Origin of the sequence: Pantoea sp., assembly GCF_028283705.1 — a bacterium.
Classification (GTDB): Bacteria; Pseudomonadota; Gammaproteobacteria; order Enterobacterales; family Enterobacteriaceae; genus Pantoea.
Genome location: NZ_JAPWKD010000031.1, coordinates 1 through 25,445, shown reverse-complemented (window position 1 = coordinate 25,445; position 25,445 = coordinate 1). Strand labels below are relative to the sequence as shown.

The 25,445-nt window shown below is 51.2% G+C and carries 22 protein-coding genes; 18 read left to right on the top strand and 4 right to left on the bottom strand.

Annotated elements, in window-relative coordinates:
* Positions 1-64: 64 nt before the first annotated feature.
* Together PW844_RS22015 and PW844_RS22010 are read right to left on the bottom strand one after the other, a co-directional pair.
* The gene (locus tag PW844_RS22015) at positions 65-1,000 is read right to left on the bottom strand and encodes an Rpn family recombination-promoting nuclease/putative transposase (protein WP_299456376.1); all 936 of its coding nucleotides are present in this window, start codon (positions 998-1,000) and stop codon (positions 65-67) included.
* A gap of 110 nt (positions 1,001-1,110) precedes the next feature.
* Positions 1,111-1,881: a GntR family transcriptional regulator gene (locus PW844_RS22010; protein WP_299456375.1), complete on the bottom strand. Its 771-nt coding sequence runs from the start codon at positions 1,879-1,881 to the stop codon at positions 1,111-1,113.
* A 79-nt stretch (positions 1,882-1,960) separates the two neighbouring features.
* Between PW844_RS22010 and PW844_RS22005 the strand changes: the two genes are divergently transcribed.
* The 7 genes from PW844_RS22005 to PW844_RS21975 are packed head-to-tail and all read left to right on the top strand — an operon-like array spanning position 1,961 to position 10,628.
* Positions 1,961-3,244 carry a M20 family metallopeptidase gene (locus PW844_RS22005; RefSeq protein WP_299456374.1) on the top strand — a complete coding sequence of 428 codons (1,284 nt, stop codon included), beginning with the start codon at positions 1,961-1,963 and terminating at the stop codon, positions 3,242-3,244.
* Positions 3,245-3,262: 18 nt separating this feature from the next.
* Positions 3,263-4,861: an ABC transporter substrate-binding protein gene (locus PW844_RS22000; RefSeq protein WP_299456372.1), complete on the top strand. Its 1,599-nt coding sequence runs from the start codon at positions 3,263-3,265 to the stop codon at positions 4,859-4,861.
* Between the two features lie 9 nt (positions 4,862-4,870).
* Positions 4,871-5,818, top strand: coding sequence for an ABC transporter permease (locus PW844_RS21995; protein WP_299456370.1), 948 nt, complete (start codon positions 4,871-4,873; stop codon positions 5,816-5,818).
* Complete coding sequence (locus PW844_RS21990) at positions 5,811-6,638, top strand: ABC transporter permease (RefSeq protein ID WP_084878719.1); 828 nt, start codon at positions 5,811-5,813, stop codon at positions 6,636-6,638. The genes PW844_RS21995 and PW844_RS21990 overlap by 8 nt, the downstream gene beginning before the upstream one ends.
* Positions 6,638-8,278, top strand: a complete 1,641-nt coding sequence (locus tag PW844_RS21985; RefSeq protein WP_299456368.1) for an ABC transporter ATP-binding protein — start codon at positions 6,638-6,640, stop codon at positions 8,276-8,278. The genes PW844_RS21990 and PW844_RS21985 overlap by 1 nt, the downstream gene beginning before the upstream one ends.
* 11 nt (positions 8,279-8,289) lie before the next feature.
* On the top strand, positions 8,290-9,513 hold the full coding sequence (locus tag PW844_RS21980; protein ID WP_299456367.1) for a M20/M25/M40 family metallo-hydrolase: 1,224 nt from the start codon (positions 8,290-8,292) through the stop codon (positions 9,511-9,513).
* Between the two features lie 2 nt (positions 9,514-9,515).
* Positions 9,516-10,628: a Xaa-Pro peptidase family protein gene (locus PW844_RS21975; protein WP_299456366.1), complete on the top strand. Its 1,113-nt coding sequence runs from the start codon at positions 9,516-9,518 to the stop codon at positions 10,626-10,628.
* A gap of 2 nt (positions 10,629-10,630) precedes the next feature.
* Here PW844_RS21975 and PW844_RS21970 read toward each other — a convergent pair whose 3' ends face one another.
* Positions 10,631-12,040 (bottom strand): hypothetical protein, encoded by a 1,410-nt coding sequence (locus PW844_RS21970; RefSeq protein ID WP_299456365.1) that lies wholly within the window; start codon positions 12,038-12,040, stop codon positions 10,631-10,633.
* A 12-nt stretch (positions 12,041-12,052) separates the two neighbouring features.
* On the bottom strand, positions 12,053-13,708 hold the full coding sequence (locus tag PW844_RS21965) for a hypothetical protein (RefSeq protein ID WP_299456363.1): 1,656 nt from the start codon (positions 13,706-13,708) through the stop codon (positions 12,053-12,055).
* Between the two features lie 223 nt (positions 13,709-13,931).
* Between PW844_RS21965 and PW844_RS21960 the strand changes: the two genes are divergently transcribed.
* From PW844_RS21960 to PW844_RS21910, 11 genes are all read left to right on the top strand, one after another.
* Positions 13,932-14,345 (top strand): DoxX family protein, encoded by a 414-nt coding sequence (locus PW844_RS21960; protein WP_299456361.1) that lies wholly within the window; start codon positions 13,932-13,934, stop codon positions 14,343-14,345.
* A 677-nt stretch (positions 14,346-15,022) separates the two neighbouring features.
* Positions 15,023-15,655, top strand: coding sequence for a YbhB/YbcL family Raf kinase inhibitor-like protein (locus tag PW844_RS21955; protein WP_299456359.1), 633 nt, complete (start codon positions 15,023-15,025; stop codon positions 15,653-15,655).
* 23 nt (positions 15,656-15,678) lie between these two features.
* A complete protein-coding gene (locus PW844_RS21950; RefSeq protein WP_299456357.1) occupies positions 15,679-16,536 on the top strand; it encodes an AraC family transcriptional regulator in 858 nt (285 codons plus the stop codon).
* 366 nt (positions 16,537-16,902) lie between these two features.
* On the top strand, positions 16,903-17,910 hold the full coding sequence (locus PW844_RS21945; protein WP_299456355.1) for an alpha/beta hydrolase: 1,008 nt from the start codon (positions 16,903-16,905) through the stop codon (positions 17,908-17,910).
* A gap of 812 nt (positions 17,911-18,722) precedes the next feature.
* A complete protein-coding gene (locus PW844_RS21940; RefSeq protein ID WP_299456353.1) occupies positions 18,723-19,421 on the top strand; it encodes an EAL domain-containing protein in 699 nt (232 codons plus the stop codon).
* Between the two features lie 277 nt (positions 19,422-19,698).
* Entirely contained in the window at positions 19,699-19,911 is a 213-nt protein-coding gene (gene yjbE, locus PW844_RS21935) for an exopolysaccharide production protein YjbE (protein WP_299456351.1), read from the top strand.
* Between the two features lie 40 nt (positions 19,912-19,951).
* Positions 19,952-20,446: a LuxR C-terminal-related transcriptional regulator gene (locus PW844_RS29490; protein WP_208718180.1), complete on the top strand. Its 495-nt coding sequence runs from the start codon at positions 19,952-19,954 to the stop codon at positions 20,444-20,446.
* A gap of 98 nt (positions 20,447-20,544) precedes the next feature.
* Positions 20,545-21,681: a polysaccharide export protein gene (locus PW844_RS21925; protein ID WP_299456729.1), complete on the top strand. Its 1,137-nt coding sequence runs from the start codon at positions 20,545-20,547 to the stop codon at positions 21,679-21,681.
* Between the two features lie 5 nt (positions 21,682-21,686).
* Positions 21,687-22,160 carry a protein tyrosine phosphatase gene (locus PW844_RS21920; RefSeq protein ID WP_299456727.1) on the top strand — a complete coding sequence of 158 codons (474 nt, stop codon included), beginning with the start codon at positions 21,687-21,689 and terminating at the stop codon, positions 22,158-22,160.
* A complete protein-coding gene (locus tag PW844_RS21915) occupies positions 22,138-24,312 on the top strand; it encodes a polysaccharide biosynthesis tyrosine autokinase (RefSeq protein ID WP_299456349.1) in 2,175 nt (724 codons plus the stop codon). Before PW844_RS21920 ends, PW844_RS21915 begins: the two co-directional genes overlap by 23 nt.
* Before the next feature lie 120 nt (positions 24,313-24,432).
* Positions 24,433-25,445, top strand: a 1,013-nt coding sequence (locus tag PW844_RS21910) for an EpsG family protein (protein WP_299456347.1), incomplete at its 3' end; no start/stop codon positions are given.

Genomic DNA, 25,445 nt, shown 5'->3' with positions numbered 1-25,445 from the left:
GGCCACTGAGGCGAGATGACACGCTTTAGTGGCTGAACTGGCGACTCATCACAAATGGCAGCGATTACTGCGGATGACACATCATGCGTAAGTTAGCTTGATGTTCGATTTCTTTGAGATCTTCTTCAGTTAATGTCGTCATTTTCATGACAGAGGCCCTGTCAAATCCCATTTCCAGCAGATTTCTGGCGACATCAAGACGAGCCAGGCGGTCACCCTCTGCAAGCCCTTCCTGACGACCAATCTTTTGCAGTTGTTGTGCGATTGTCATTAGTTCATCCTCATGTTGTGGCACTCGCCCGGCTAAGCTGTGAATAAATTTCCTGGCATCGGGTGTCTCACCAGCCTGCAAAATGTAGTTTACCAGTGCCCGTAATTGTTGTCTGGTCATAAATTCATCCATGATCAGGGTGCTCAGTTGGTCAATAAGGTCCGTTAAATCACGCTGGCGAATGTGTTTTTGCAGCAGGGTCAGCGCCGCCATGCTGTGATGCTGCATAATTTCCTCGTCGGGAATGACCGTAACATCCACCAACGGAAAATCAGCATTGTAAAGCTCCGCAGCCAGGTCAGACTCACTGAACAATCTCAGCCAGTTTAATGGATAAGGGTAGGGGCTGCGTTTTCCCTGGTAAAACAGGACGGGGATAACCAGCGGTAATTTTTTATGTCCGGCATCCAGATGTCGTTGCATGGCGGCGATGGCGTAACGCATAAGACGAAAAGCCATAAACTTATCGGGACTGCTTTGATGCTCAATCAATACGTGGATGTAGCCATCGCCACGACCAGTCAGGAGGGAATAAAGCACATCGCTATAGTAGGGCCTCAGTTCATCCTCGACAAAGCTACCGGACTCAAGTTTAAGCGTGGTCAAATCACATATTTTCAACAGGGGTGGCGGCAAATGCAGCGACATAAAATCCCGTGCAGTTTGCGGATGTGAAAGGAAAGTCCTGAATACAGCATCATGAGGGGTTGAGGTGTTTTTTTTCTTCATTCGGTATCCTTCCGATAAAAGCGTTTGAGCAGAACGCCATGCTTTTATCGGAAATCACGCGACGATAAAACCAGCAACTTCCTTAAATCCCATGAGAGTCACAGGCATTCTCACCGGATTTCATTCACATACATAAAATGCTCGGTGTTAAAGCGATGATGTGCAAGGATCACCGGCACGGCGCTTTGGTCGTAAGACACCTCATCAATCACCATCACCGCATGGGGCATCGCGACCTCAAGCAGGTGGGCATCTTCCTCCGTTGCCAGGCTGGCGGTGATCTGTTCGCGCACCGCTGCCACGCGGATGTCATAGCGTTCAAATAAGTAGCGATACAGCAGGGCAGGGAACGCCTCCGGTCCGGGGAAATCAGGCAGGCGTGCGGCCGGCAAAATCAACGTCTCATGCATTGCAGCGCATCCATTAATCCGACGCAGGCGCTTCAGCCGGTAAACCTCATCTCCTGCGGCGATCTGTAACTTTCTGGCCTCGGTCTCATTTGCCACATCGCGCTGGTAATCCAGCAACGACGTCTGGGATTGCAACAATCCACCCTGTTTATCGTGCAGACGAAAATACTGGAAAAAGTGGCTCAGGTTATGGAGCGGCGCCCAGCCGGTCACTACCGTGCCGGTTTTACGTCGCCGCATCAGCATCCCTTCGCTGGTCAGTGCTGCCAGTGCCTTACGGATGGTACCGACCGAGACACCAAAGTCAGCTGCCAGGCTGTTTTCACTGGGTAAAACTGTACCCGGTATTAACTCGCCCTGCAGGATCGACTCACTGATATGGCGTTTCACCACTTCATACAGGGGAGCGCCTTCGCCATCACTCAGACGACCGAAACTGCGCACATCCTGTTCGTCATTCTTTTTTTGCATAGTTCGGATTTCCGGTTGACCGCCACGCGATATTTGCATTATCTATAAACTATATAGAAATACAAGATAAGCGGCAAAAATGACCAAACCGACACCACTACAGACGGCGTTAGCGGCCATCGCCAGTGACGATGCTTCCATGCTTGATGACCTGCAACAGATGCTGGCGGTGGATACCTGTTTCCCGCCAGGCAACGGCTATCCTGCGTTTGCCGACCTGATGACCCGGCTGCTGACGCCGCTGGACTTCCGCTTTGAGCGTGTGACGGTACCGGAATCGCTCTGGCTGGCCCCGGATGGTAGCGCGCAGGGTGAGCGGGTGAATCTGATCGCCTCCCTTGAGGCCGGGGCTGCGGAGAACTGCAATCTCTACTTCCACGTCGATACCGTTCCTGCCGGTGATGGCTGGCGCTTTCCGCCACTGGCCCTGACCGAAGCGGAGGGTAAATTGTTTGGCCGTGGTGCCGCTGATATGAAAGGTACCATTGTCGCGGCGCTGGCCGCGGTGCGGGCGGCACGCAGGGCCAATCTGCCGCTGCGCTTCAACCCGGTATTCCTGCTGTGCACCGACGAGGAAGGAGGGTTGTACCCTGGCATCCGCTATCTGGCGGAGCAGCAATGTTTTGCTGGTCACATGCTGAGTTTTAACGGCGGCGCGGTGCCGCGCATCTGGGCGGGATGTTTTGGCAGCGTTGATCTGAAAATCATCGTCACCGGCCGTTCTGCTCATTCAGGCGATCCGGTGGGTGGCATCAATGCGATTGAAACGGCGCTGCCGCTGATGAACGCGCTCAGCCAGCTGAAACAGCAGGTGGAAATTCGTGAATCTGCCATGCCATCCCCGCCGCATTTTGCCGGTAAACCGCTCACCTCACGCCTGACGCTGGCCGCTGCTCACGGTGGCAGCAAAGGCTCCACCATTCCGGAACGTTTTGAACTGCTGGTTAACCGTCGTTATGCCCCTGAAGAGGCGTTTGCTGACGTATGGCAGGAGCTGGTGGATTGCGTGGAACAGGCAATGGCGCAGTCTCCCGCACGCGACGTCAGCATCCAGCTGATTGGCCATCTGGCCCCGGTGTCTGACCCCGGTGGCCCGCACTGGCCGCGCTGGCAGGCGGCGCTGTGTCAGGGCTTTGGTTTTGAGGCAAATGATTTCGCCGCCTGGGGATCGTCAACCAGCTCCGATATGGGTTGGGTGCAGCAGGCCGGGATTCAGGAAATTTTGCTGGGTGGCCTGGCCCGCCCGGATAACCGCATTCACGCCGCCGATGAATACACAACGATGGCGGATTTAGTCGCACTTTCGCAGTCCATTCTGGCCTATCTGGCCGATGATTTTTTGCCACCCCAGGGTCCCCAATAAACCAGTGAGGAAGACAAGATGTGTGCAATGAAAGGGTTAAACCGCCGGCAGTTTCTCGCCAGTTCCACCGTCATGACCGGCGCGGCGCTGCTGCCCTGGTCCTTTTCCACGCAGGCGGCAGCGGTTGCCAGCAGCACGGCGAGCGGTACGCCGCGTAAGGGCGGGGTACTGCGTATCAGCGTCGATCAGGCCGTGACCATGCTGAATCCGCAGCAGGCGCGGGTTAATCCGGAATATCTGGTGGCCGAGCTGTTATACAGCGGCCTGACGCGTCTGACTCAGGACATGAAGGCCGAGGCCGATCTCGCCCAGTCCTGGCAGCCGAGTGCCGACCTGAAGCAATGGACCTTCACCCTGCGCCCAAACCTGCGTTTCAGCGATGGCACGCCCCTGACGTCCGCCGATGTGGTCGCCAGTTTACAGGCGATCCTCGACCCGAAAAATGCCTCGCCAGGGCAGCACAATATTGGTCCGATCAAAACCGTCAGCGCCAGCGATGCCAGCACGGTGGTGATTGAAACGGACGCACCCTATGCAGACTTGCCGGTGATGCTGGCTTACCCCGACGCCAAAATCATTTCGGCCAGCATTGCCAGTGGCGATCTGACCCGACTGAATAAAGAAGCCGTGGGTGCCGGTCCCTTTAAGCTGGTGTCGTACGATCCGGAACGGAAAATTGTGGTTGCCCGTAACCCGCATTATTACGACCCGCAGCGTCCCTATATTGATGGCGTTGAAGTGATGGTGTATCCGGACGGTATCGCCGAAAGTTCGGCGCTGATTGCCGGTGATACCGATCTGATGATGTCGGCCCAGGCGAGCGAATTTACCCGTCTGTCAAAATCGGCGGGCATCCAGCCGTTACGTGTGGCGTCCGGTCAGTTCCTTAATATCAACATGGGCTGCGATCAGAAACCTTTTAACGATCCGCGCGTACGTCAGGCGCTGGCATTGTGTGTGGATCGTCAGGCAACGGTGGATTTTGTCGCCAACAGCCTGGGGACCGCGGGCGAAGATAACCCGGTCAACAGCGCTTATCCTTACTATGCCCAGCTGGCGAAAAAGGCGGTGGATTACACTAAAGCCAAAGCGCTGCTGGCCGAGGCCGGTTACCCGAACGGGCTGGATTTGAAACTAATTGCCTCGGACAAGCCCTCCACCCGTACCCAGCTGGGGATCGCACTGCGCGAAATGGCGAAACCGGGCGGTTTCCGCATTGACGTGCAGACCATGGCGCACAGCACCTATCTCGACCAGGTGTGGAAGAAGGGCAATTTTTATGTCGGTTTCTACAATATGCAACCGACGCCGGATGCGGTGTTTTCTTTGCTCTACACCTCAACCGCTGCGTGGAACGAAACGCGCTGGAACAATGCCGACTTCGATGCGGCCGTCAGTGCCGCGCGCGAAACGGCGGATGCGGCGCAACGCACCAGTCTGTACGGCAAAGCGCAGCAGCTGATGTATGACGAAGTGCCGTCGCTGATCCCCACCTTCTTTGATCTGCTGGCTGCCAGCCGTGACTACGTCGGCGGTTACCATCTGCATCCGCGCGGCGCGGTGTTCCGGCTGGACCACGTCTGGCTGACGGACAAAGCACCGAAGCGTGCGGTGTAAGGAGCGCCCGTGACCGCAAGTTATCTGCTGAAACGCTTTCTCCTGATGATCTACACCCTGCTGGTGGTGTCGCTGCTGGTTTTTGGTATCACGCAGCTGCTCCCGGCTGATGCTGCCGTCACGTTGCTGGGGCAAAACGCGACGCCGGAGGCACTGGCGGCGGTCCGTGCCCGGCTCGGGCTGGATGCGCCAGCCTGGCTGCAATACTGGCACTGGCTGACTCACGCAGTGCACGGCGACTTTGGCGTCTCGATGCGCAACGGGCTGGCCGTCGGACCGACGTTGCTTACCGCGCTGTCGCGTTCCCTGCTGCTGGCGGTATGTGCGCTGGTGCTGATGTTAATCATCGCCATTCCGCTGGGTATCTGGGCGGCAGTGCGTCGCGGTAAAACCGCCGATGTGCTGGTCAGCGTGCTCTCCTATGTGGGCATCTCGTTCCCCGAGTTTGTCACCGCCACCCTGGTGTTGCTGCTGTTTGCCGATGTCTGGCAGGTGCTGCCCGCCACCGGTTATGTACCGCTCTCGGAGAATTTTATCAGTGGACTGCAGCATCTGATCCTGCCTTCGGTCACGGTGGCGTTAATCCTCGTGGCGCATGTGTCGAGGATGGTGCGTTCCGAAATGGTTGATGTGCTGCATACCGATTACATCCGCGCCGCCTGGCTGAAAGGGTTATCGCGTCGTCGCATTCTGTGGCGGCATGCATTGCGCAATGGCCTGCTGCCCACTATCACCATTGTGGCACTGGATGTGGGGTATCTGCTGGGGGGCATCGTGGTGGTGGAGGAGATCTTCGCCATTCCGGGGATTGGTCGTGAGCTGATTGTTGCGGTGCAGGCGCGTGACCTGCCAACCATTCAGGCCGGGGTGATGATCCTCGCCGCGACCTATTCGGTGGTGAACTTCCTCGCGGATGTTGCCTACGTCATGCTTGATAAACGGATTACCTATGCCTGATATCCTGAAACGCCTGATCCGTTCGCCACAGGGCGCGGCGGGATTACTGATTCTGCTGGTGGCATTGCTGATGGTGATTGGCGGGGCGCACGTCGCACCCTTTGATCCGGAAGCTATCTCCATCCTTAGCCGCTATAAACCACCGGGTGCAGAACATTGGTTCGGCACCGACCAGATGGGGCGCGATATTTTCAGCCGTGTGCTGGTGGGGGCACGCGCCACCATTCTGCTTTCCTTGCTGGCGACCGCGCTGGCGATGGTGATCGGTGCCGTGCTGGGCACCGCCAGTGCCTACCTGGGCGGCAAAATTGATGAATTCACCATGCGTACCATGGACGCGGTGATGGCCATCCCCAGCCTGCTGTTTGCGCTGCTGATTGTCAGCACCCTCGGGCAAAGCAGCCTGAATGCGGTGCTGGCGATCACTATCGCCTTTGTGCCCGGCATGGTGCGTATCGCGCGCAGTGTGGCGCTGGCCGCACGTCAGCAGGACTACATCAATGCCGCTATCGCGCGTGGCGAAGCGGGGCACTACATCATTCTGCGCGAGATGCTGCCGAATATTCTTGCGCCGATCATCGTCGAAGCCACCATCCGCGTGGCGTTTGCCATCATGCTATTCGCCACTCTGAGTTTTCTCGGTTTAGGCGCGCAGCCACCGGAGCCAGAGTGGGGGCTGATGGTGTCCGAAGCCCGTGATTACTTCTTTAATGCACCGTGGATGATGCTGATCCCGGGCCTGGCGATCGCGCTGGTCGCCATCGGTTTTAACCTGCTGGGTGATGGCCTGCGGGATGTACTCAATCCGAGGAACCATTAATGAACCCGCAGAACAACGCGCCGGTGCTGGCGGTGGATAATTACAGCCTCGATTATGCCCTGCAGGGGGGAGATACCCTGCCGGTACTGCGGGAGATCAGCTTCCAGGTGATGCCGGGTGAAGTGCTGGGGCTGGTGGGCGAGTCCGGTTCCGGTAAAACCACGCTGGGATGGGCGATTATGCGCTGGCTCGCCAGCAACGCGCTCGAACGTAACGGCGATATCCGTTTACAGGGGCAAAGCCTGCTCAGCCTGCCTGCGCCACAACTGGCGGCGTTGCGCGGCGCAAAACTGGGCATGATTTTTCAGGATCCCAGCGCTTCGCTAAACCCGACGCTGACGCTGGGGGAACAGGTCACGGAAGTGCTGCGGCGTCATCGCGGTCTGTCGGCGCGTGAAGCGCAGGAGCTGGGGGAGTCGCTGCTCAGGGATGTGGAGCTGAAGCACCCGGTGCAGATGATGAAGCGTTACCCGCATCAGGTGTCTGGTGGTGAGAAACAGCGCATTCTGATCGCCACGGCTTTTGCCTGCCAGCCCGATTGCCTGATTTTTGATGAGCCAACCACGGCGCTGGATGTGATCAGCTCGGCGCAGATCCTCGACCTGTATGAACGACTGCGCGAAGAGACCGGGGTGGCTTCTTTATATATTTCCCACGATCTGGCATTGGTGGCGAAAGTCGCCGACCGGGTTTGCGTGCTGGAGCGGGGCCGTATCATCGAAGAGGCTGACAGCCGCACCCTGTTCAGTGCGCCGCAACACGCGTACACCCGCAGGCTGATTGAGGCGGTTCCCAATCCGCAGCAGCGTCTGCTGCATGATGCGCCCGGCAGCCAGCCGCTGCTGTGCCTGAATGATCTCACCATCGATTATGGTCGTCATGGGCTGCTTGATCGTCTGCTGAAGCGCCAGGCCAATGTCACACGCGCCGCCAATGCTGTATCGCTGACCGTGCATCAGGGGGAGATCCTCGGCGTAGTCGGGGAATCGGGTTCGGGTAAGTCTTCACTGGCGCGCGCTATCAGTGGCCTGGTGCCATTTCAGGGGGCAATCGACTTCTGCGGCTATGACATCTATGGTCGCGCACAGATGGATAAAGATTATCGCCGCCGGGTACAGATGATTTTTCAGCACCCGGATGCGTCGCTCAATCCACGCATGACGATTGGCGAGATCATTGCCCGCCCGCTGCGTTTATATGGACTACCGGAGGGGGAAACCGAGGCGCAGGCGGTGGCGCGCTTGCTGGAGGAAGTTCGCCTGCCAGCCGATTTTGCCTCGCGTTACCCGCACGCCTTATCCGGCGGCCAGAAGCAACGCGTTGCTATTGCGCGGGCCTTTGCCTGCCCGCCAGATCTGGTGATCTGCGATGAAATCACTGCGGCCCTCGATGTCTCGGTGCAGGCCACCATTATCGAACTGCTGCTGGAACTGCGCCGTCGCTATGGCACCGCTTACCTGTTTATTACCCACGATCTCAACCTGATCCGCCAGATAGCCCACCGCGTTGCGGTGATGTATCGCGGTGATGTGGTGGATGTGGTGCCGGGCGACGCCATGTTGCAGCAGGCACAGCATCCGTATACCCGTGCACTGCTTGAGGCGGTTCACGTTCCTGAATCCTCTAAATCTGTGGCCTGAAGAGACTCTGAATGAAACCTGAAGATTTGATCCATCATATTGATCGTGAATATTGCCTGAGTTTCCTGGCGAAAATGGTGCAGTACAAAAGTTATAGCGCTACAGACGGTGAACGTGAGTTAGCCCGTTATATGGCAGCGCAGATGAGCGAACTGGGGCTGGAGTCTGAACTGCAAAAAGTGCCAGGCGATCGTTTCAACGCTATTGGTCGTCTGCCCGGTAGCGGCGGGGGGCACAGCCTGCTGTTTAACGGTCACCTCGACACCAACCCGGTGACCGAAGGCTGGACCGTGGACCCCTGGGCAGGAAAAATTGACGAGCAGTTTATTTACGGCATCGGTGTTTCCAACATGAAAGCCGGGGATGCCGCCTATTTCTGCGCCCTGAAAACCCTGATTGATGCGGGTGTAAAGCTGAAAGGTGACGTGATCCTTACCTACGTGGTGGGCGAGTTGCAGGGCGGTATTGGTACCCTGGCAGCGATAGAGCAGGGAGTACGCGCCGATTACTTTATTAACGCCGAGCCGACCGATTTACAGGCGCTAACCATGCATGCCGGATCGCTGATGTTCACCATCGAACTGACCGGTGACACCCGTCATCTTTCCAAACGTGAAGAAGCGGTGGATGCCATTGCGGCGGCGGTGGATTTGATCCCTCAAATCAATAACATGACGTTCAGCGGTGCCAGAAGCGAAGAACATCTGAAGGTCAACCGGGGTCATATTGGCACGGTGCATGGTGCACTGGGCCGCGAGCTGGAAGAGTGGCGACCGCCACAGGTGGCGGACTTTGTGCGGCTGAAAGGTTCTGCACGTTTTGCGCCGGGACAAACGGTGCAGGGGGTACTGGCCGACCTTCAGGCATTGATGGATCAACTCTGCGCCCGCTATCCGGGACTGAAAGCTGAGCTGTATGACGATGGTGCGCGGGATAAACCGACCATGCTGCCGTTTGAAGTCTCGCCGGAATCCGCGATTGTCAAAGCCGTGAATCATGGCTGGCAGCGCGTGCGGGGTACACGGCAACCCACCGGCGTCATCACCCCACCGGCATTTTTTGGTACCGATGCCGCGCATTTTTATCAGCATGCCGGGATGGAAGGCATTGTCTGTGGCCCTGGCGGCAAGTACAACACCATGCCGGACGAACGCGTAGAGATCAGCGACTTCCTCGATATGGTGCGGATCTACCTGCTGGCGATCATCGAAATCTGCCAACCGGTTGAGGCCTGACCATGCGACAGGACGCATTGACCCGCCTGCGCGCCGCCATGCAGCAAGCTGACGCTGAAGTGATGCTGATTGACCACGGCGAAATGCTGGCGTGGCTGACCGGTTACACGGTATCGGAAACGCTGTATCGCGCCTGTCTGGTCCCGCTCTCCGGCGAACCCTGGATGGTGCTGCGGCAGCTGGATGAGGTGCCCTGTCGCACACAATCGCCAGGGTTAGCGGTGGTCAGCTATCCTGACTGGGCCGACCCCTGGCAAACCGTGGCAGACAGCCTGACACAGCGCGGTTTTGCCACGGCCAAAGTCGGCGCTGATTTTTACTCCTATGGCATGACGGTGCACAGCTGGCAGCAGCTGTCCCGCCATTTGCCGGGTGTGGTGTGGCGGGATCTGACCGGTATCAGCGATCGGCTACGCAGTGTCAAAAGTGCCTCAGAGTTGAATACTCTGCGCCACGCCGCCGCCATTGCCGACTTTACTCTGCAGCAGATAGGCAGCGCAGTGACCGCTGGCTGGCGCGTGCGTGACGTTGCCGCGCTGGCGGCCCGTCATTTTCTTGAGCAGGGCGCGGATAGCGGGGAAACCGGACCGATTGTTATTGCGAGCGGTGACAGCGGTTTTCTGCATGCCAGCAGCCACGAGCAACGTCTGCAACGTGGCGATATTTTGCATGTGGAGCTGATCCCGAAAGTGAATCATTACAGCGCACGCGTGATGCGGCCGTTTGTGGTGGGGAAGGTCAGCGACGCACAGCAGGTGCTGGCGCAGCAATTACTGGCGATTCAGGACCGGCAAATCGCGGCGATGAAACCGGGGATGCTGGCAAATGAGGTGGATGCACTGGCGCGGGAGGCGTTGCTCAGCAGCGGATTACGCTCTGCCTTCACCAATGTCACCGGTTATACGCTGGGGCTGTACACCCGCACACCACGCCCGAGTGATTTCTCTGGTGCGTTTCATCCCGGGGCATGCTGGCAGCTGGAAGCCGATATGGTGTTCCATATGTACTTGTCTGCCCAGGGCATGGCGTTCAGTGAAACGGTGCGGGTGACGGCCGCGGGTGGAGAACGGCTGACCCGGGTGGCGCGTCAGCCCGGAGAGCTGGCAGCCAGCTGATTTTATGGGGAGCCCGTGTTCGGATTGCCATAAGCGGCACTCAGGGCGTGGAAACTGATGTCCTCACCGATTTCCCACAGCAGCCGCAGCAGTCTGGCCGCCGTCATTCCCTTCGGACATCCCTGCTGGCGCAGCAATTGCAACTGCTGTTCCTGAGGTACATCCAGAATGGATAAGGGCGGCCAGACTCGCCGGATCCAGTTGAGTTCGTCTGTTAACAGGATTGATTTGTAGGCAGACAGGCACAATCCCCTTAACTCGGGATCTGCCGCAGGAAGACCCGCTATCTTCAGGGCGGACAACGCCTGGGCGGGTCTGATAGTGGAGTTTTTCAGGCTGAAAAGCAGCATGCCGAGTTGTTTCAGTTGTGTCATGTTGCCGACTGTGCAAACCATGCGCCAGTGAGTCTGCACCATCTCAACCAGATGAACGGAAAACTTCAGTGCATTGCGCACCAGAGATATGCTCATACTCGCTCCGGCATTAAACAGCAGACGCCAAAGTTCAGCTACGGCTATTTCTGGTGCGCACTCCTGGCACAGCAGACTTATCAACTTTTCCTGTTTTATCCCTTCGGTGACGTTGGCCCAGTTACGGTCAAACCATTGCTGTTGTTCCTGCGTCGGTTTTGCTTTAAAGGCCGACTGGGACAGCTTCACCAGTGGCAGGCTCACTCTCTCTCCCGCCAGCTCCAGCGCAACATAAAACTTCATTGCCGTCATCTCACGGTAATCGGGTTGACACTGTAGTGCTACCAGCAGGTCCATCTGGTTACTGTATTGCCAGCGGAGGTCTTCGAGGCTTTTCTTTAACCACTCCACCTCTTCTTCTTTGATATCAGTATTTAACGCGACGGAGGCCTGGCTCAATATGGTGACATCCGGGATATCATCTGTGCCAAGCAGAGCACGACGAAACTGCGCCGGGCGAAGTGCCAGATGACTCAATTCCCGTTGCAGGCGCATGGCTAATGAATACTTGTCGATTTTATCGTTCTGACAATGCAGCTTTTCCCAGGTTGATTTGATCAGCGCCTGATGTTCTCTGGAAACATGAGACCTGAGGACCGTCAGCGCGCTTTCCACGGTGGGCAATCCCACGCTTATCTTACTTTGCAGAAACTGCCAGACCCCCTTTGCGCTCAGCTGATGAACCTGTTTAGCGCTGAGCTTGAGTAACAGCTGCTCCACCTGATTAATATGGCTGCCGGTGGCAGAAATCTCTTTCCAGTGTGTTTTATATTGCATTTTCAGTGCGTTTAGCGCTGTGGTTCCTCGTTTCTGGCCGAAGTCATGATGACTTTGTTTTACGCTGGCGATGCTGGCTGTGAATTGACCCGGCCTGATGGTGGCCGGGTCTGCTGCTGGTGGGGTATCGGTAAACGACGGTGATATTGTGGTTAAACTAAACATGAGAATTCCGTGTCAGAACCTCCTTTTCTTCAATGTCGCAAAGGGAGGCAGGGGGGCTTGGTTGTTCAGCACCGGTGCGATTTCCGGGGCCGGTAGCGCAGGAGGATTGGAGAGGAAGTAAGCGCCGGAAACGTCTTCATCAGTATCCATGGCGTCCGGCACCGCTTCGTTTCGGGCGGGCAATTGCCGGAAAAAGGCGCTATGTGTATCACCCCTTGACTGGAGTTTGATATTTTTCAACGCCGCCATGACCATACCGGGAGTGACATCCTCATCAATTTCCCACAGTAAGCGTAGCAGTTTTGACAGCGTTACATTCTCCGGGCATTGCTCATGTTTCAGTATGGCTTGAAGCTGCCTTAACTGCTCTCTTCGTTTGGCTTTCAGGTTGATTCCAGGCCGGAGACTCTTTATCCATGCCAGCTCGGCAGATGATATATCAGCATTGAGCGCCGCCTGGACGTACTCCAGCATGACATTGGTAATGGTATAGTGCGGATCGTTGAGAGCGTCCTGAATCAGCTGCGGAGAGAGCGTTGATCCTTCGGGGTCGCGTAAAAGTTTACCCAGCCGTTTTAACCGGCTCATTCTGGTTTGCGGGTCAATCTTATGCCACAGTTGCTTAACTGTCTGTTTTTGCTCTGATGTTGGCTGCACTCCGGTAGCAGCAATAAGCGATTTATAAGCGACTGAGTAACTGATACTCATCTTTGCATCATGGAAAAGACGCCACAACTGCGAGGTGGTTATCTCGGGGCGTCCTTGCCGTTTCAGCAGCATATCCACTTTCTTTCGCATGGACATTTTGCGAACAGCGAAAGCTGGCCAGTTTTTTTTGAACCATTCCTGCTGCTTAACGGTGTTCCGGGTCCTGAATAACGTTGTGGCTTGTGCCACTGTCTGGACCTCCACCGACAGGCCGGCAGTGACTAACGCACAATGCAATCTCCCCGAACCGCGTTCCTGATAATCTGGCTGTCGCTGGATATCAACCAGCCAGGCTATCACATTTTTCCCGGGTGGATTGTGCTTAAGCATTCTCCTGGCCCATGCCACTTCCTCAGGGCTGGCATTGGATTCGGAGGTCCAGATGGCCTGCTTCAGGGTGGTGATATCGACATTAATCGGGTTATCTGGCATTTCCAGCAAGGCGCGTCGAATCTGGTTCCGCGAAAGGTTCAGGCGCAACAACGGCCTCAGTCGTACAATCCTGTCAGGTTCATTTTTGTTCTGGTCCCAGAGCGTTTTAACCTTCAGGCGATCTTCGTGTGAAATAAAGGCATTGGCGGTCTTCAGCGCGTTCTCTACGGTGGTGGCGCTCACCGCTATTTTCTTATCCTTAAAAATATTATGTAAATCATTGGGTTTTATTCTCTTTATATCTTCGGGCTTAAACTGCCACAGCAGCATCTCAAGACGGCTGCCGAGACTGGCTTTGTCAGACACCTTTTGCCACCAGGTATTAAAATCGTTTCTGAGAGCGTTTAAGCAGGGATTTTCTGTGGGATCAGGTTTACTTTTTTTGTTACGCCGGGAAGAACTCAGATTCTGCGGATTTTGTTGCACGCTATGGATGTCTGAGGCCAGATGCCAGGTCCGGGCAGGGGCGGATGATGCTGTCTGGAGCAGGAGACGTAGCGGTGTTGAAGAAACGGAAGCTGTTTGCATAGGAATTCCCTTTCATGTTGTGGCGTTAAACAAAGATTACAGAGTGGTTATTGTCAACTAAACCGATAAACTTAAATGCAAAAATGTGAATTGTGCAATGGATTGGTTTACGAGTAATCTTGCTTTATCAAATGCAGCCCACGTTATAAAGCTTATTACCGGCGTCTGTTTTGTACCTAAACTAAAAACTGATTTTATTTTAATTTTTTCAAGGAAAACTGATATGCGTTACATTTCACTGGATAACTATCGTGACACCATCATTCTGATTGCGCGTGTTGCTCTGATGGTGCTGTTCATTATTTTTGGCTGGCAGAAACTGACCGCTTTCGGTTATACCGCTGGTTATATGCAAAGTCTGGGACTGCCGCTTCCTTCTGTCGCCGCAGCGGTAGCAGTGATTGCTGAGTTTGGTTTTGGTGTGCTGATTGCGCTGGGCTTTTTTACTCGTCCGCTGGCGCTGCTGATGGCCGTGTACACGCTGGTCACCTCCTTTATCGGTCACCCGTACTGGCACATGACGGGTATGGATCAGTATGCCAACATGATCAACTTCTATAAAAATATCAGCATTATTGGTGGTCTGCTGTTGCTGGCGCTGATCGGTCCGGGCCGCTTCTCACTCGATCGTCGATAAGCTATATCTATCCCGCATAAAAAGAACCATCACCCCAGGGTGATGGTTCTTTTGCTTTCTGTCAGGCGCAATCATTGTTATCAGCGCGGAGGGTGGCAAAGGCAGGCAGCGGCTGGCTTGTACCTGCAGGGGGGAGGCCTCCATATCTAACACCATCTCCAGCAACGCATTATTACCGTCCCCGGCAGAATGAGAAGAGGCTCTAGCGTCCCGGATCGCCCGACGCAGGGTTGAGACACCTTCGTCCTGCTTCACATGTCACATAAAGCGCATAAAAGTGGAGGGACCTTTTGTTCTGGGGCAATCGGGCTGGCGCAGCAGGCTTATCAGCCGCAGATTTTTAGCCGGATAAGAGGTATGCCGGACTCTTTCCCAGACCCGCTGTAACTGGCTGGAGAAGCAGACCCAGCCACATCATGGGCGATTTATTGTCCCTGACGGGGGCATTCGCCAGTATATGCTCCTGCCGCAACAAAAAGCGCTGTATGGCGCGCAGCTGCGATAAATGTATCGTTCCGGTTGCCGTGGTTATGGCCCTCGTCTGCGCAATCCGGTCAAAATGATGGTTATGGTAGTAAATCTGACTGGATAAGGACGTTCTCAATGGACGAAGCCGCCTATAATCAGGCTGGCGTTTTTTATTTATCGTTCAATCCGCACACAGATGAGAGAAGAGAATGAAATTATTCAGCCACAGCTTCAACGACGGAGAAGTCATTCGCGGTAAGAACAGCTTTGCGGTGTATGACGCAGCCAGCCATGTTCGGTTATCTGACAACCTGAATCCGCATTTCGGTTGGTCAGATTTGCCTGCGGGTACGCAGTCACTGGTTCTGATCTGCCATGACTACGATGTGCCAACCAGCGGGGAAAACGTGAACCAGGAAGGTAAAGTGGTCCCGGCTTCGCTGCCGCGTACGGATTTCTATCACTGGTCACTGTTTGATATTCCGGCGACACAGCAGGAAATTGCCGAAGGTTCACAATCGAACGGCATCACAGCCAAAGGGAAACCTGGCCCGGATGCGCCAGCAGGTCTGAAGCATGGCATCAATGATTACACCGCGTGGTTTGCCGGTGACGAGGCCATGGGCGGGACTTATTATGGCTACGATGGCCCTTGCCCGCCGTGGAATGACGAGATTGTTCACCATTATGTATTTACCTTATACGCCCTGTCCGAGCCGTCATTAGCAGTGGAAGGGGAACTGAGCGGTGCTAATATCCGTCGCGCAGTGGAGAACAGCAATGTTCTGGCGAAAGCGAGCCTGACCGGGCTGTATACCCTTAACCCCGACGTTAAAATTTAATCTGATCTGAGCGGCAGAAAACCATGACCAGAGAAAGTGCATTGTTGGCGGCAGAGGAGCATTTCTTCTGGTCTGGACTGTCCGGCCACAGCCTCAGCCGGGATAACCTGATTTCGGTTGCCTGGCCGAGGCTGAAGATTGAACAGAAGGCGAGTTCGTTTGTCTTTTTTGAACCCACCCTGCTGGTGGTTTTATCAGGCAGGATTGACATAACCTGTGCCGGAAGGCGTCATACGCTCCACTCGCCAGCAATGCTCGGATTTATCGACCAGGGTGTGGATATCGATTATATAAAGTATCCCGCTGACCGACATACGCCATTTCGCTCGCTGTTTATTAATATCAGCCCGGATGTGCTGGAAAACTTTTACCAGCATTTTCAGGAACCGCTTTCCGCAGTTAAAAAAAATCCCCAGCTCAGCACAGTTGAAATTAACGCGAGCCTCGATGATTCATTGCATCATCTGCTGGTGGCCCTTGAGGATCCCCGGGTCAGTGATGATCGCATACGGCTGAAAATCTTTGACCTGCTGCTGGTGTTAGCAGAACAGCAGCTGCGCTTTGCGCTACCACAACGGCAGGGAATTTTTCCCCGCCTGAGCAACCTGTTACGTGACGCGCCGGAACGAAACTGGACCGCCCGCCTGGCTGGTGACGCACTGGCGATGAGTGAGTCCACACTACGCCGTCGGCTCCGGCAGGAAGGCGTCAGGTTCGAGCAGCTGCTGCTGGATATCCGTATGCACCATGCACTGATGCTGATCCAGACCACGCACTGGAATCTCACCCAGGTGGCCGATGCCTGCGGCTACCGATCTGTCTCCCGCTTTGCCGAGCGTTTCAAGCACCGCTTTGGATCATCTCCAGCGCAGTTGCGTTGATGGGCTTGGTTTGGAGGGGGGACATCTCAGAACAGTGATCGTTTTCACCCATAACCGGGAGCAAGGCAACAGCTGCGTGATCCTCCGTTGTCTGTAGCGGCGCGATTTATCGCGCAATTCTGCATAGGGTGCTGTTAATCCACGTCGCGACAATCGGTAATATCTTTAACAAAAAGTGCGATTTTGTTGCTATTAAATGATTAATTATCAATTAGATAGTTTTTTCTGCTTGAGAATACCAAAACAAATAGATTGCTATTAGATAGTGCACTATATACATTAAACCCCGAAGCAAACAGATGACAAATCATCGCAATCATTTAAATAGCGCGCGATATAATCGCGAAAAACTTAAGGGAGTTCACCATGAAATTTAAACAGACATTTTTAGCCATCGCACTGGCCGCTGTATCCGCAGGAAGTGTAGCGGGAGAGCCGCAGCCGGAACGTCATGTACAAGCATTTCTGAACGCGCTGAACAGCAGTGGTGGAAAACCCATGGAACAACTTTCTCCGCAGGATGCCCGTCAGGTACTGATTGGCGCGCAGAAAGGTGCAGTGTTACCGCCCGCTGATGTAACGGAAAAAACCATTGAGGTAAATGGCCAGCCGCTGAAGCTGAACATCGTTAAACCAAAAGGTGCGCACGGTACGCTGCCGGTATTTATGTTCTTCCACGGTGGTGGCTGGATACTGGGAGACTTCCCGACTCATGAACGCCTGGTGCGTGACCTGGTAGTGGAATCCGGTGCGGCAGCGGTATTCGTCAACTATACACCCTCACCGGAAGCGCATTTCCCGGTAGCCATCAACCAGGCTTACGCGGCGACCCGCTGGGTGGCGGAGCATGGTGATGAAATCGGCGTTGACGGTAAACGTCTGGCGCTGGTGGGCAACAGCGTAGGGGGCAACATGGTTGCTGCCGTCGCCTTGCAGGCAAAACAGCAGCATACCCCGGCGATTCGTTATGACGTGATGTTGTGGCCAGTTACCGATGCACATTTTGATACTGCCTCATATAACCAGTTTGAAAATGGCTACTTCCTGACACGCAATATGATGAAGTGGTTCTGGGATGCTTACACCACCAGTGACAAGGATCGCAACAGCATCCTGGCTTCACCACTGCGTGCCACCCGTGAGCAGTTGCAGGGACTGCCGCCGACACTGATTCAGACGGCGGAACTGGATGTGCTGCGTGACGAGGGCGAAGCCTTTGGCCGCAAACTGGATGAAGCGGGAGTGGATGTCACGGTGACACGTTACAACGGCCTGATTCATGACTACGGTCTGCTGAATCCGCTGAGTAACGTCCCGGCAGTAAAAACCGCACTGCGCCAGGCAGCCGAAGAATTAAAAACTCATCTCAAATGATGAAGAAGGCCAGGTTAATCACCTGGCTTTTTTTTACCTGCCATTTTGTTACCCGAATCACAATCACAACGCCTGCCAGTAAATCCCTGAATAATTATGAGAGATGGAAAACGGTTCCGGGGCAGCAGATGGTATTGAATTGACAATGTGCGGAGTAGTCACAATTTGATGATGCTATTTATCCAATTGATGCTGTGACGTTCCGTGGAGAATGGCAGAGACCTCTCCGGCAACCGCCCGACTGGATGAGTTTTTGTTGGTTAAGGTTTTCTTAATTATTAATTTTAAAAGCCATGTTGCAGAAATTTTCACCAGTATTTTTTTCCTTGTCCAACCCAGACTGGGCCTGGAACAGGGCCACTTACCGGTGTTTTTAACGAAGCGGCAAAAAGTTTAATGATTTCACAATGTTACTAATGTGTTTGTTTTCGACAGCTAATCAGTCATTTAGGCAGCAATTCAAGCCATGTTTGACCTGAAAAATAAACAATTCGTTAACATCTCACGCTTCCGGCGCCATCCAGGTTAAGGTATCGATATCGAACCATTAACATCCAGTTGTATTTCATAAAAAATTTCCCGTCACATAATTTATCCATCTGATACATAAGCAAATATCCAATCATTCATCTGATTTCTCCTAATAATCTGGAGTAATCCTCTATTTATTCATTTTAAGAAAGGATTGATCGATCAACGGCTGTTTTTTGATAGGTAAAAACATAGATAAAACCGATCTTAAACTGTTTATTGATTGGTAATAGTGATCATAGAATGAGAATCATCTGATGTGTGTTAAGGAAAACATTCTCATGAATCTCAGCGAAGTCTTAACAGGTAAAGTTATCAGTGGTATTGAAGCGGAACCGATAGTAGACAGAGAAGGGAATGTTCTGGCAGTTAAGGTACGCACAGAGAGCGCCTCACCAGGGTGGCTTTCATGGCAGGGTGGGAAGGCGAGCAAAGCACAGAAAAAGAAACTGCTGAAGGAGCAGCTGACGCTCATCGATCAAAAAACAGCATATTTTCAAAATAATAATATTTTATGCTCCATCGACATTGATTTTGAAAAGGCAGCGATCCTCATACAGGATGAGGAAATCGCCGAGTTAGCCAGATCAAAACACTTTTTACGTTTAGAGATTTCAGAAGGCTTTCCTAATCTTTCAGATGGAAGAAGCAACCGGGTACTGCAGGAGTTAGCGGAGAATTACCGATTGTGGCTGGGCGATTTAGGATCAGGCGAGGCAAGCCTGAGAGCGTTACAGGAGAATCTCTATGACGCAGTTAAAATCGATAGTGACTTTCTAAAGCTATACAGTCATTCAAGAATATGGCCGGTCATTATCAAAAACATCATGCGTTACTGTCAGTTTATTATTGTCGAAGGCCTGGAAAGCTCAGAGCAATGCCAGACAATCGCAAAGGACATAAAAGCTATACAAGGTGGATGTTTTAAAAGCGTACTTCTTGAGAATATCGAAAGTCTAAATAAGAAATTCATATTATAACCCTACTTATTTTTTTATTTTCTTTTCACAGCAAAGCGGCGGGAGTTCTCTGCCCATATTATTTTTGTGCCAGATTCGCGCAGGCGAAGCTGCGCCCGTTGCGTTGATTATTTAATTTTCAGGACATTGGCGCCAGTAAGCTAAGGGCGGTAGCGTGTCTGAAAGCAAGCGAATGAGCTTGAATAGAAGTTGGATGAAAAGCCAATAATCTTCCCTCAACAATAAAGAAGGTATAAATATGAAAATCACAGCAATAAGTACATTGTTAATAGCCGGCATGCTGAGCCTTAGTGCGAATGCAGCCGATACGACAACGACACAAAACACCGGTGCTGCTGCTGGTGACACGGCGACCAGCTTTGCACAAGGCAACAGCGTGGTTATCGGTGTGTCCGCTGTTGGGCTGCTGGCGGGCATAGCTCTGGCATCAAGCAACAATGGAGGCAGCAACACCAGCACCACCACGACCACCACCACTACCGGAAGATAGTCATTTACATTGGGGGGCATCGCGTAGGTGTTAAAGAGATATGAGGATAATTTCCGATGATTACTACCTTAGGCTGGGGTTAAGAGAAGCTTTAAGAGTCCATGAAAAGGGACTGCAGGATATAACTATAGCGATAAGCTCAGACCTGAAAACCATCAGGTTGTATAAAGATATAAGCATCTATTCTAATGAGAAATTTTTTGTCGGAAATTGTCTGACAACATTTGTTTTGAGCTATCAGCTCAGTCATGGACTAACACCGCTGCATCACAATCTCTATAAGTTAATCGCCGAAAGAAAGACTATGTACTTAACCCCCCGGGAAATTGACGTACTCAGCGAATTATTGAAAGGAGAGAACATACTCGGCATATCCCGGATGTCCGGGCTTAGCCCGAAGACAATCAGTGCGCAAAAGAACTCAGCCCTGAGAAAACTTAAGGTTAATAATTTACATATGCTGCATAGAGACATTTCATCATTCAGAAATCTCTTTTATGGAAAAGAACGTAACCAATCAGGGATGGATTACTAAGGGCGAGTTAATGACATTCCCATTTTATATGCCTCTTTAGTCTCTTTATGAAGAGGCTTTATTTTCGTGTTTTTAATAGGATGATAGTTCAGCTCATGATGATGACAATGCCTTTCAGATTATCCGCTATCGCGGTATCTGTTTTTTTACTTTCCGCGTGCACCATTGTTCCCGGACAATATTTATCCACCAGTAACAAGGATGTGGTAGAGCAGACAGACTCCAATACGGATATCGACAAGTTCGTTACGGTGTACCCGTTAACACCGAAGCTGATTGAATCTCTGCAACCGAAGACAGTGATGTCCAGCGCAAACCGACAGCTGGAAGAACAAATTAAGAACTACCAATACCGCATCGGCATTGGTGATGTCCTGATGGTGACAGTGTGGGATCATCCTGAGTTGACCACCCCTGCGGGTCAGTACCGCAGCGCCAGTGATACCGGCAACTGGGTGAACACCGATGGCACCATCTTCTATCCCTATATTGGCAAGGTGAAGGTTGCCGGACGCACTATCGATGAAGTGCGTACTGACATTGCCGACCGACTGAAGACCTATATTGAAAGCCCGCAGGTTGATGTCAGCATCGCTGCGTTCCGCTCACAAAAAGCGTATGTCACCGGAGAGGTGGTAAGGTCTGGCCAGCAGCCGATCAGCAATATTCCGTTGACCATTATGGATGCTATCAACGCAGCGGGTGGCTTAGCCCCGGATGCGGACTGGCGTAATGTGGTGCTGACGCACGATGGCAAAGATAGCCTTATCTCTCTGCAGGCATTAATGCAGCAGGGCGATTTACGGCAGAACCGATTACTCACGCCTGGCGATATTTTGTTTGTTCCGCGTAATGATGACCTGAAAGTGTTTGTCATGGGCGAAGTTAACAAGCAATCCACCCTCAAGATGGATCGCAGCGGTATGACCCTCGCCGAAGCGCTGGGTAATGCAGATGGGGTCTCGCAGGAAATGGCAGATGCATCCGGCATTTTTGTTATACGTCCGCTGAGCAGAAGCACTGGAAACGGCAAGCTTGCCAATATTTATCAGCTGAATGCGAAAGATGCAGCGGCAATGGTGATGAGTACTGCCTTCCAGCTGCAACCTTATGACATCGTCTATGTCACAACGGCACCGGTAGTGCGTTGGAACCGCGTTATCTCCCAGCTCGTTCCGACTATTGGTGGTGTACATGACATGATTGAAGCCACACGTTACATCAAAGATTGGTAATGATTATGTTTGATTCAATTCTTGTGATTTGTACGGGAAATATTTGCCGGTCTCCTATGGCTGAGAGGTTGTTGCTGAAATATCTTCCTGAAAAAAAGATTGCTTCAGCTGGATTGAATGCGTTAGTCGGCCATCCAGCCGATGCCACAGCGGAACGTATCGCAGCAGCACATCAAATTTCGTTATTAGGTCATAGTGGTCGTCTGTTTGATGTTGCAGACGCACATAAATATGATCTTTTATTGGTGATGGAACAAAAACAGCTGGAAAAAATTAGTATTTTGGCACCCGAATTAAGAGGGAAAGTGATGTTGCTTGGCCGCTGGATGGGAAACAGAGAAATTCCAGACCCGTACAATAAAAGCGAAGCCGCATTTGAATCTGTTTTTAATCTTATCGATATGGCCTGTCATCATTGGGTCCAAAAGCTAGGCAGAAAACTCACAGGGAAAAATCATGACGACAATGATCAAAAATAAGCAGACAGCTTCAAGCCCAGATGAAGGGGAATTGGGCCGTTATATCGGTGAGCTTATTGACCATAGAAAAATGATAATGGTAATCACCGGATGCTTTTTAATCATCGGTGCGATTTATTCTTTTCTGGCTAGCCCGATTTATCAAGCAAATGCGCTAATTCAGGTCGAACAGAAGCAGGGTAATGCAATCCTTGACAGTTTGAACCAAATGCTCCCGGATTCCCAACCGATATCTGCACCTGAAATATCATTGATACAGTCCAGAATGGTAGTGGGGCAAACTGTTGATGATTTGAATTTACAGATTGATGTGGAGAAAAAATATTTTCCAGTTGTCGGAAAAGGATTGGAGAGATTATTTGGTGAGGGTGCTGGAACAGTGTCAGTATCAAAATTAAGCATCCCAACAACAACTGACGTTAACCCAGGGAAAATTCAGTTAAAGGTCGTGAATGATAAATCATACGAAGTTGTTTTTTTAGACACTACTGCGATGGGAGAGGTTGGCCAGTTATTCCAAAAAGAGGGTGTAACACTACTGGTAGACGAGATGCATGCAAAACCAGGAGAGACCTTTGTAATAACTGAGTTCAGTAGACTCGCAGCAATGGACCGCCTGTTAGAAAGCCTGGTAGTTGCAGACCAGGGTAAGGATACGGGCATGCTGGAGTTGAAGCTTAGTGGTGAAGATAAAGCGCAGATTACGAAGATTTTGGACAACATCAGTTATCATTATCTTGCGCAAAATATTGATCGTCAGGCAGCACAAGATGCAAAAAGTTTGCAGTTTCTTAATCAGCAACTGCCTAAAGTCAGGAGTGATTTAGACCAGGCTGAAAATAAATTAAATGCATACCGTCAACAAAAAGATTCAGTTGACCTATCTCTGGAAGCAAAGGCGGTGTTGGACCAGGTTGTTAACGTAGATAACCAGTTGAATGAATTGACATTTAGGGAAGCAGAAGTATCTCAGTTATATACTAAAGAGCATCCTACTTATAAGGCTCTCTTAGAGAAAAGAGGAACTCTTCAGCAGGAAAGGGCGAAGCTGAATAAGCAGGTTTCATCGATGCCATCCACACAACAGGAAGTATTGAGGTTAAGCAGGGATGTTGAGTCTGGTCGTGCAGTATATATGCAGTTGTTAAATCGACAGCAGGAACTTAGTATTGCTAAATCAAGTGCTATTGGCAATGTTCGTATTGTAGATAATGCAGTTGCATCACCAAAACCGGTCAGACCTCAAAAAGGTATTCTTATTATTTCTTCAGGTATTATTGGATTTATCTTATCCGTTGCTTTAGTACTTCTTCGTATATTTTTTCACAGAGGTATTGATTCTGCAGATCAGCTTGAACAAGCAGGCTTTAATGTCTATGCAAGTGTTCCAAAATCAGACTGGATGGTTAAACGAATCAGGCTAAAACCGCATAGATTGCTTGATAAAAAGAATTCACCAACACATTTCCTTGCTGCTGAAAATCCAGCTGATCTGGCAATAGAGGCTGTGAGGAATTTGCGCACCAGTCTGCACTTTAATATGTTGGATTTGAATAACAATATATTAATGATTTCGGGTGCGACGCCGGATGCGGGTAAGACGTTCATCAGTTCGAATTTGGCAGCAATAATGTCCCTGACGGGAAAAAAATTGCTATTGATTGATGCGGATATGAGACGTGGTACAGCACATAAAGTTTTTAAGGTCAGCAACGATGTAGGCCTGTCAAATATCCTTACAACAAAGATATCTCCGGCAACGGCAATTACCAAAGTAAGCATGGATGAATATAACTTTGACTTTTTGCCACGCGGAAAGTCTCCTGCTAATCCGGCTGAATTACTGATGGGATCGGAGCTCTCAACATTATTGAAGTGGGCCAAAGAAAACTATGATCTCGTTATCATAGATACTCCACCAGTTTTAGCTGTGACTGATGCGGTAATTATTGGGCGGCATGTCGGGACACTTCTTTTAGTGGCTCGATATCAGACTAATACCGTACGCGAGATTGAGGTCAGTATTAATCGCTTTGCTCAGTGCGACATTCATGTTAAAGCTTGCGTGTTAAATATGATGGAAAATAGCTTTAGAAGCTATTACACATATGGATATGGGCATAACAGTTATGCCTATAGTGATAAAAAATAATACAATGCTCGCTTAAGGTCGTATAAAAATATAGCATTATTTACTGTGGTCCTTTCACGTCTAATAATGCTATATAGTTCCGTTCTGATAATACTAAACATGAAATAAAAGAGATGATGTATGTTACCCTATTTAATCGTAACCTTTTTTTGCGTGCTCTTTGTTTATGTTCAGGACAAAACGCTAAAAAGCAGAGCGGTGATATTACCACTTGCAACCCTAACTTTTCTTGCTGCAATTCGGGATTATACAGTTGGTACCGATGCAAAGGTTTATACAAGAGATTTTCGATTCCCATTTAATCATTATCCATTAACATTGAATCCAGATGTAGAGAAAGGATATCAGTTACTAGCGATGCTTGTTCGTGGTATCTATAATGAATATTACTTTTATTTCATGATCATGGCGTTGGTGTGCATTTTTCCTGTTTTGATGGTATTAAAAAAACGCTCACAAAACTATTCCATGTCATTGTATATCTACATTACATTTGGTATGTATTTTGCTCTTTACAATCAGGTCAGGCAAGCGATAGCCATGGGAATTTGTCTGTTTGCGCTTAAATACTTGGTTGAAAAAAAAACCCTCAAATATGCATTGTTTATTTTAGTTGCCTGTCAATTCCATGTCAGTGCAGCCGTGATGTTGGTTTTCTATTTCCTTAGCAATGCTAACTTTCGTGTCGAATTTAAAGTTGTGTTGACTTTTTTAATTGGAGTAATTGCCACGCCATTAATTGTAGCCCAAATGGCTGCGGGTAATGCTCGTTATGAACATTACACCGAAGAAGCTACAAATGGCAGAAACGGATTGATGACGGTTTTACTGTATGTGGTGATTGCAATAGCAATCTATATTTTAGGAAAGAAAATCAGGTATGTGGATCGTGAATATAGTGTAATGGAATGCAGCTACCTATGTGGTATAGCTGCTTTATTGCCAGTAGCAATGTTGGGGACTGACCCTGCGGGGCCACAGCGTGTTGCGCAATATTTTGTTTATTATCTTATGCTGTTAATTCCTATCATATTAAAGAAAGTTAATAACAAATTAGTTTCCGCGATTTTTTGTGTATGTGCCTTGTCATACTTCGTGATGATGATAATGAGTAATATTGCAGGCATATACCC

Coding starts and splice junctions, on each gene's coding strand:
- PW844_RS22015 (WP_299456376.1), bottom strand. CDS start 1,000: ATGAAGAAAAAAAACACCTCAACCCCTCATGATGCTGTATTCAGGACT.
- PW844_RS22010 (WP_299456375.1), bottom strand. CDS start 1,881: ATGCAAAAAAAGAATGACGAACAGGATGTGCGCAGTTTCGGTCGTCTG.
- PW844_RS22005 (WP_299456374.1), top strand. CDS start 1,961: ATGACCAAACCGACACCACTACAGACGGCGTTAGCGGCCATCGCCAGT.
- PW844_RS22000 (WP_299456372.1), top strand. CDS start 3,263: ATGTGTGCAATGAAAGGGTTAAACCGCCGGCAGTTTCTCGCCAGTTCC.
- PW844_RS21990 (WP_084878719.1), top strand. CDS start 5,811: ATGCCTGATATCCTGAAACGCCTGATCCGTTCGCCACAGGGCGCGGCG.
- PW844_RS21985 (WP_299456368.1), top strand. CDS start 6,638: ATGAACCCGCAGAACAACGCGCCGGTGCTGGCGGTGGATAATTACAGC.
- PW844_RS21980 (WP_299456367.1), top strand. CDS start 8,290: ATGAAACCTGAAGATTTGATCCATCATATTGATCGTGAATATTGCCTG.
- PW844_RS21975 (WP_299456366.1), top strand. CDS start 9,516: ATGCGACAGGACGCATTGACCCGCCTGCGCGCCGCCATGCAGCAAGCT.
- PW844_RS21970 (WP_299456365.1), bottom strand. CDS start 12,040: ATGTTTAGTTTAACCACAATATCACCGTCGTTTACCGATACCCCACCA.
- PW844_RS21965 (WP_299456363.1), bottom strand. CDS start 13,708: ATGCAAACAGCTTCCGTTTCTTCAACACCGCTACGTCTCCTGCTCCAG.
- PW844_RS21960 (WP_299456361.1), top strand. CDS start 13,932: ATGCGTTACATTTCACTGGATAACTATCGTGACACCATCATTCTGATT.
- PW844_RS21955 (WP_299456359.1), top strand. CDS start 15,023: ATGAAATTATTCAGCCACAGCTTCAACGACGGAGAAGTCATTCGCGGT.
- PW844_RS21950 (WP_299456357.1), top strand. CDS start 15,679: ATGACCAGAGAAAGTGCATTGTTGGCGGCAGAGGAGCATTTCTTCTGG.
- PW844_RS21945 (WP_299456355.1), top strand. CDS start 16,903: ATGAAATTTAAACAGACATTTTTAGCCATCGCACTGGCCGCTGTATCC.
- PW844_RS21940 (WP_299456353.1), top strand. CDS start 18,723: ATGAATCTCAGCGAAGTCTTAACAGGTAAAGTTATCAGTGGTATTGAA.
- yjbE (WP_299456351.1), top strand. CDS start 19,699: ATGCTGAGCCTTAGTGCGAATGCAGCCGATACGACAACGACACAAAAC.
- PW844_RS29490 (WP_208718180.1), top strand. CDS start 19,952: ATGAGGATAATTTCCGATGATTACTACCTTAGGCTGGGGTTAAGAGAA.
- PW844_RS21925 (WP_299456729.1), top strand. CDS start 20,545: ATGATGACAATGCCTTTCAGATTATCCGCTATCGCGGTATCTGTTTTT.
- PW844_RS21920 (WP_299456727.1), top strand. CDS start 21,687: ATGTTTGATTCAATTCTTGTGATTTGTACGGGAAATATTTGCCGGTCT.
- PW844_RS21915 (WP_299456349.1), top strand. CDS start 22,138: ATGACGACAATGATCAAAAATAAGCAGACAGCTTCAAGCCCAGATGAA.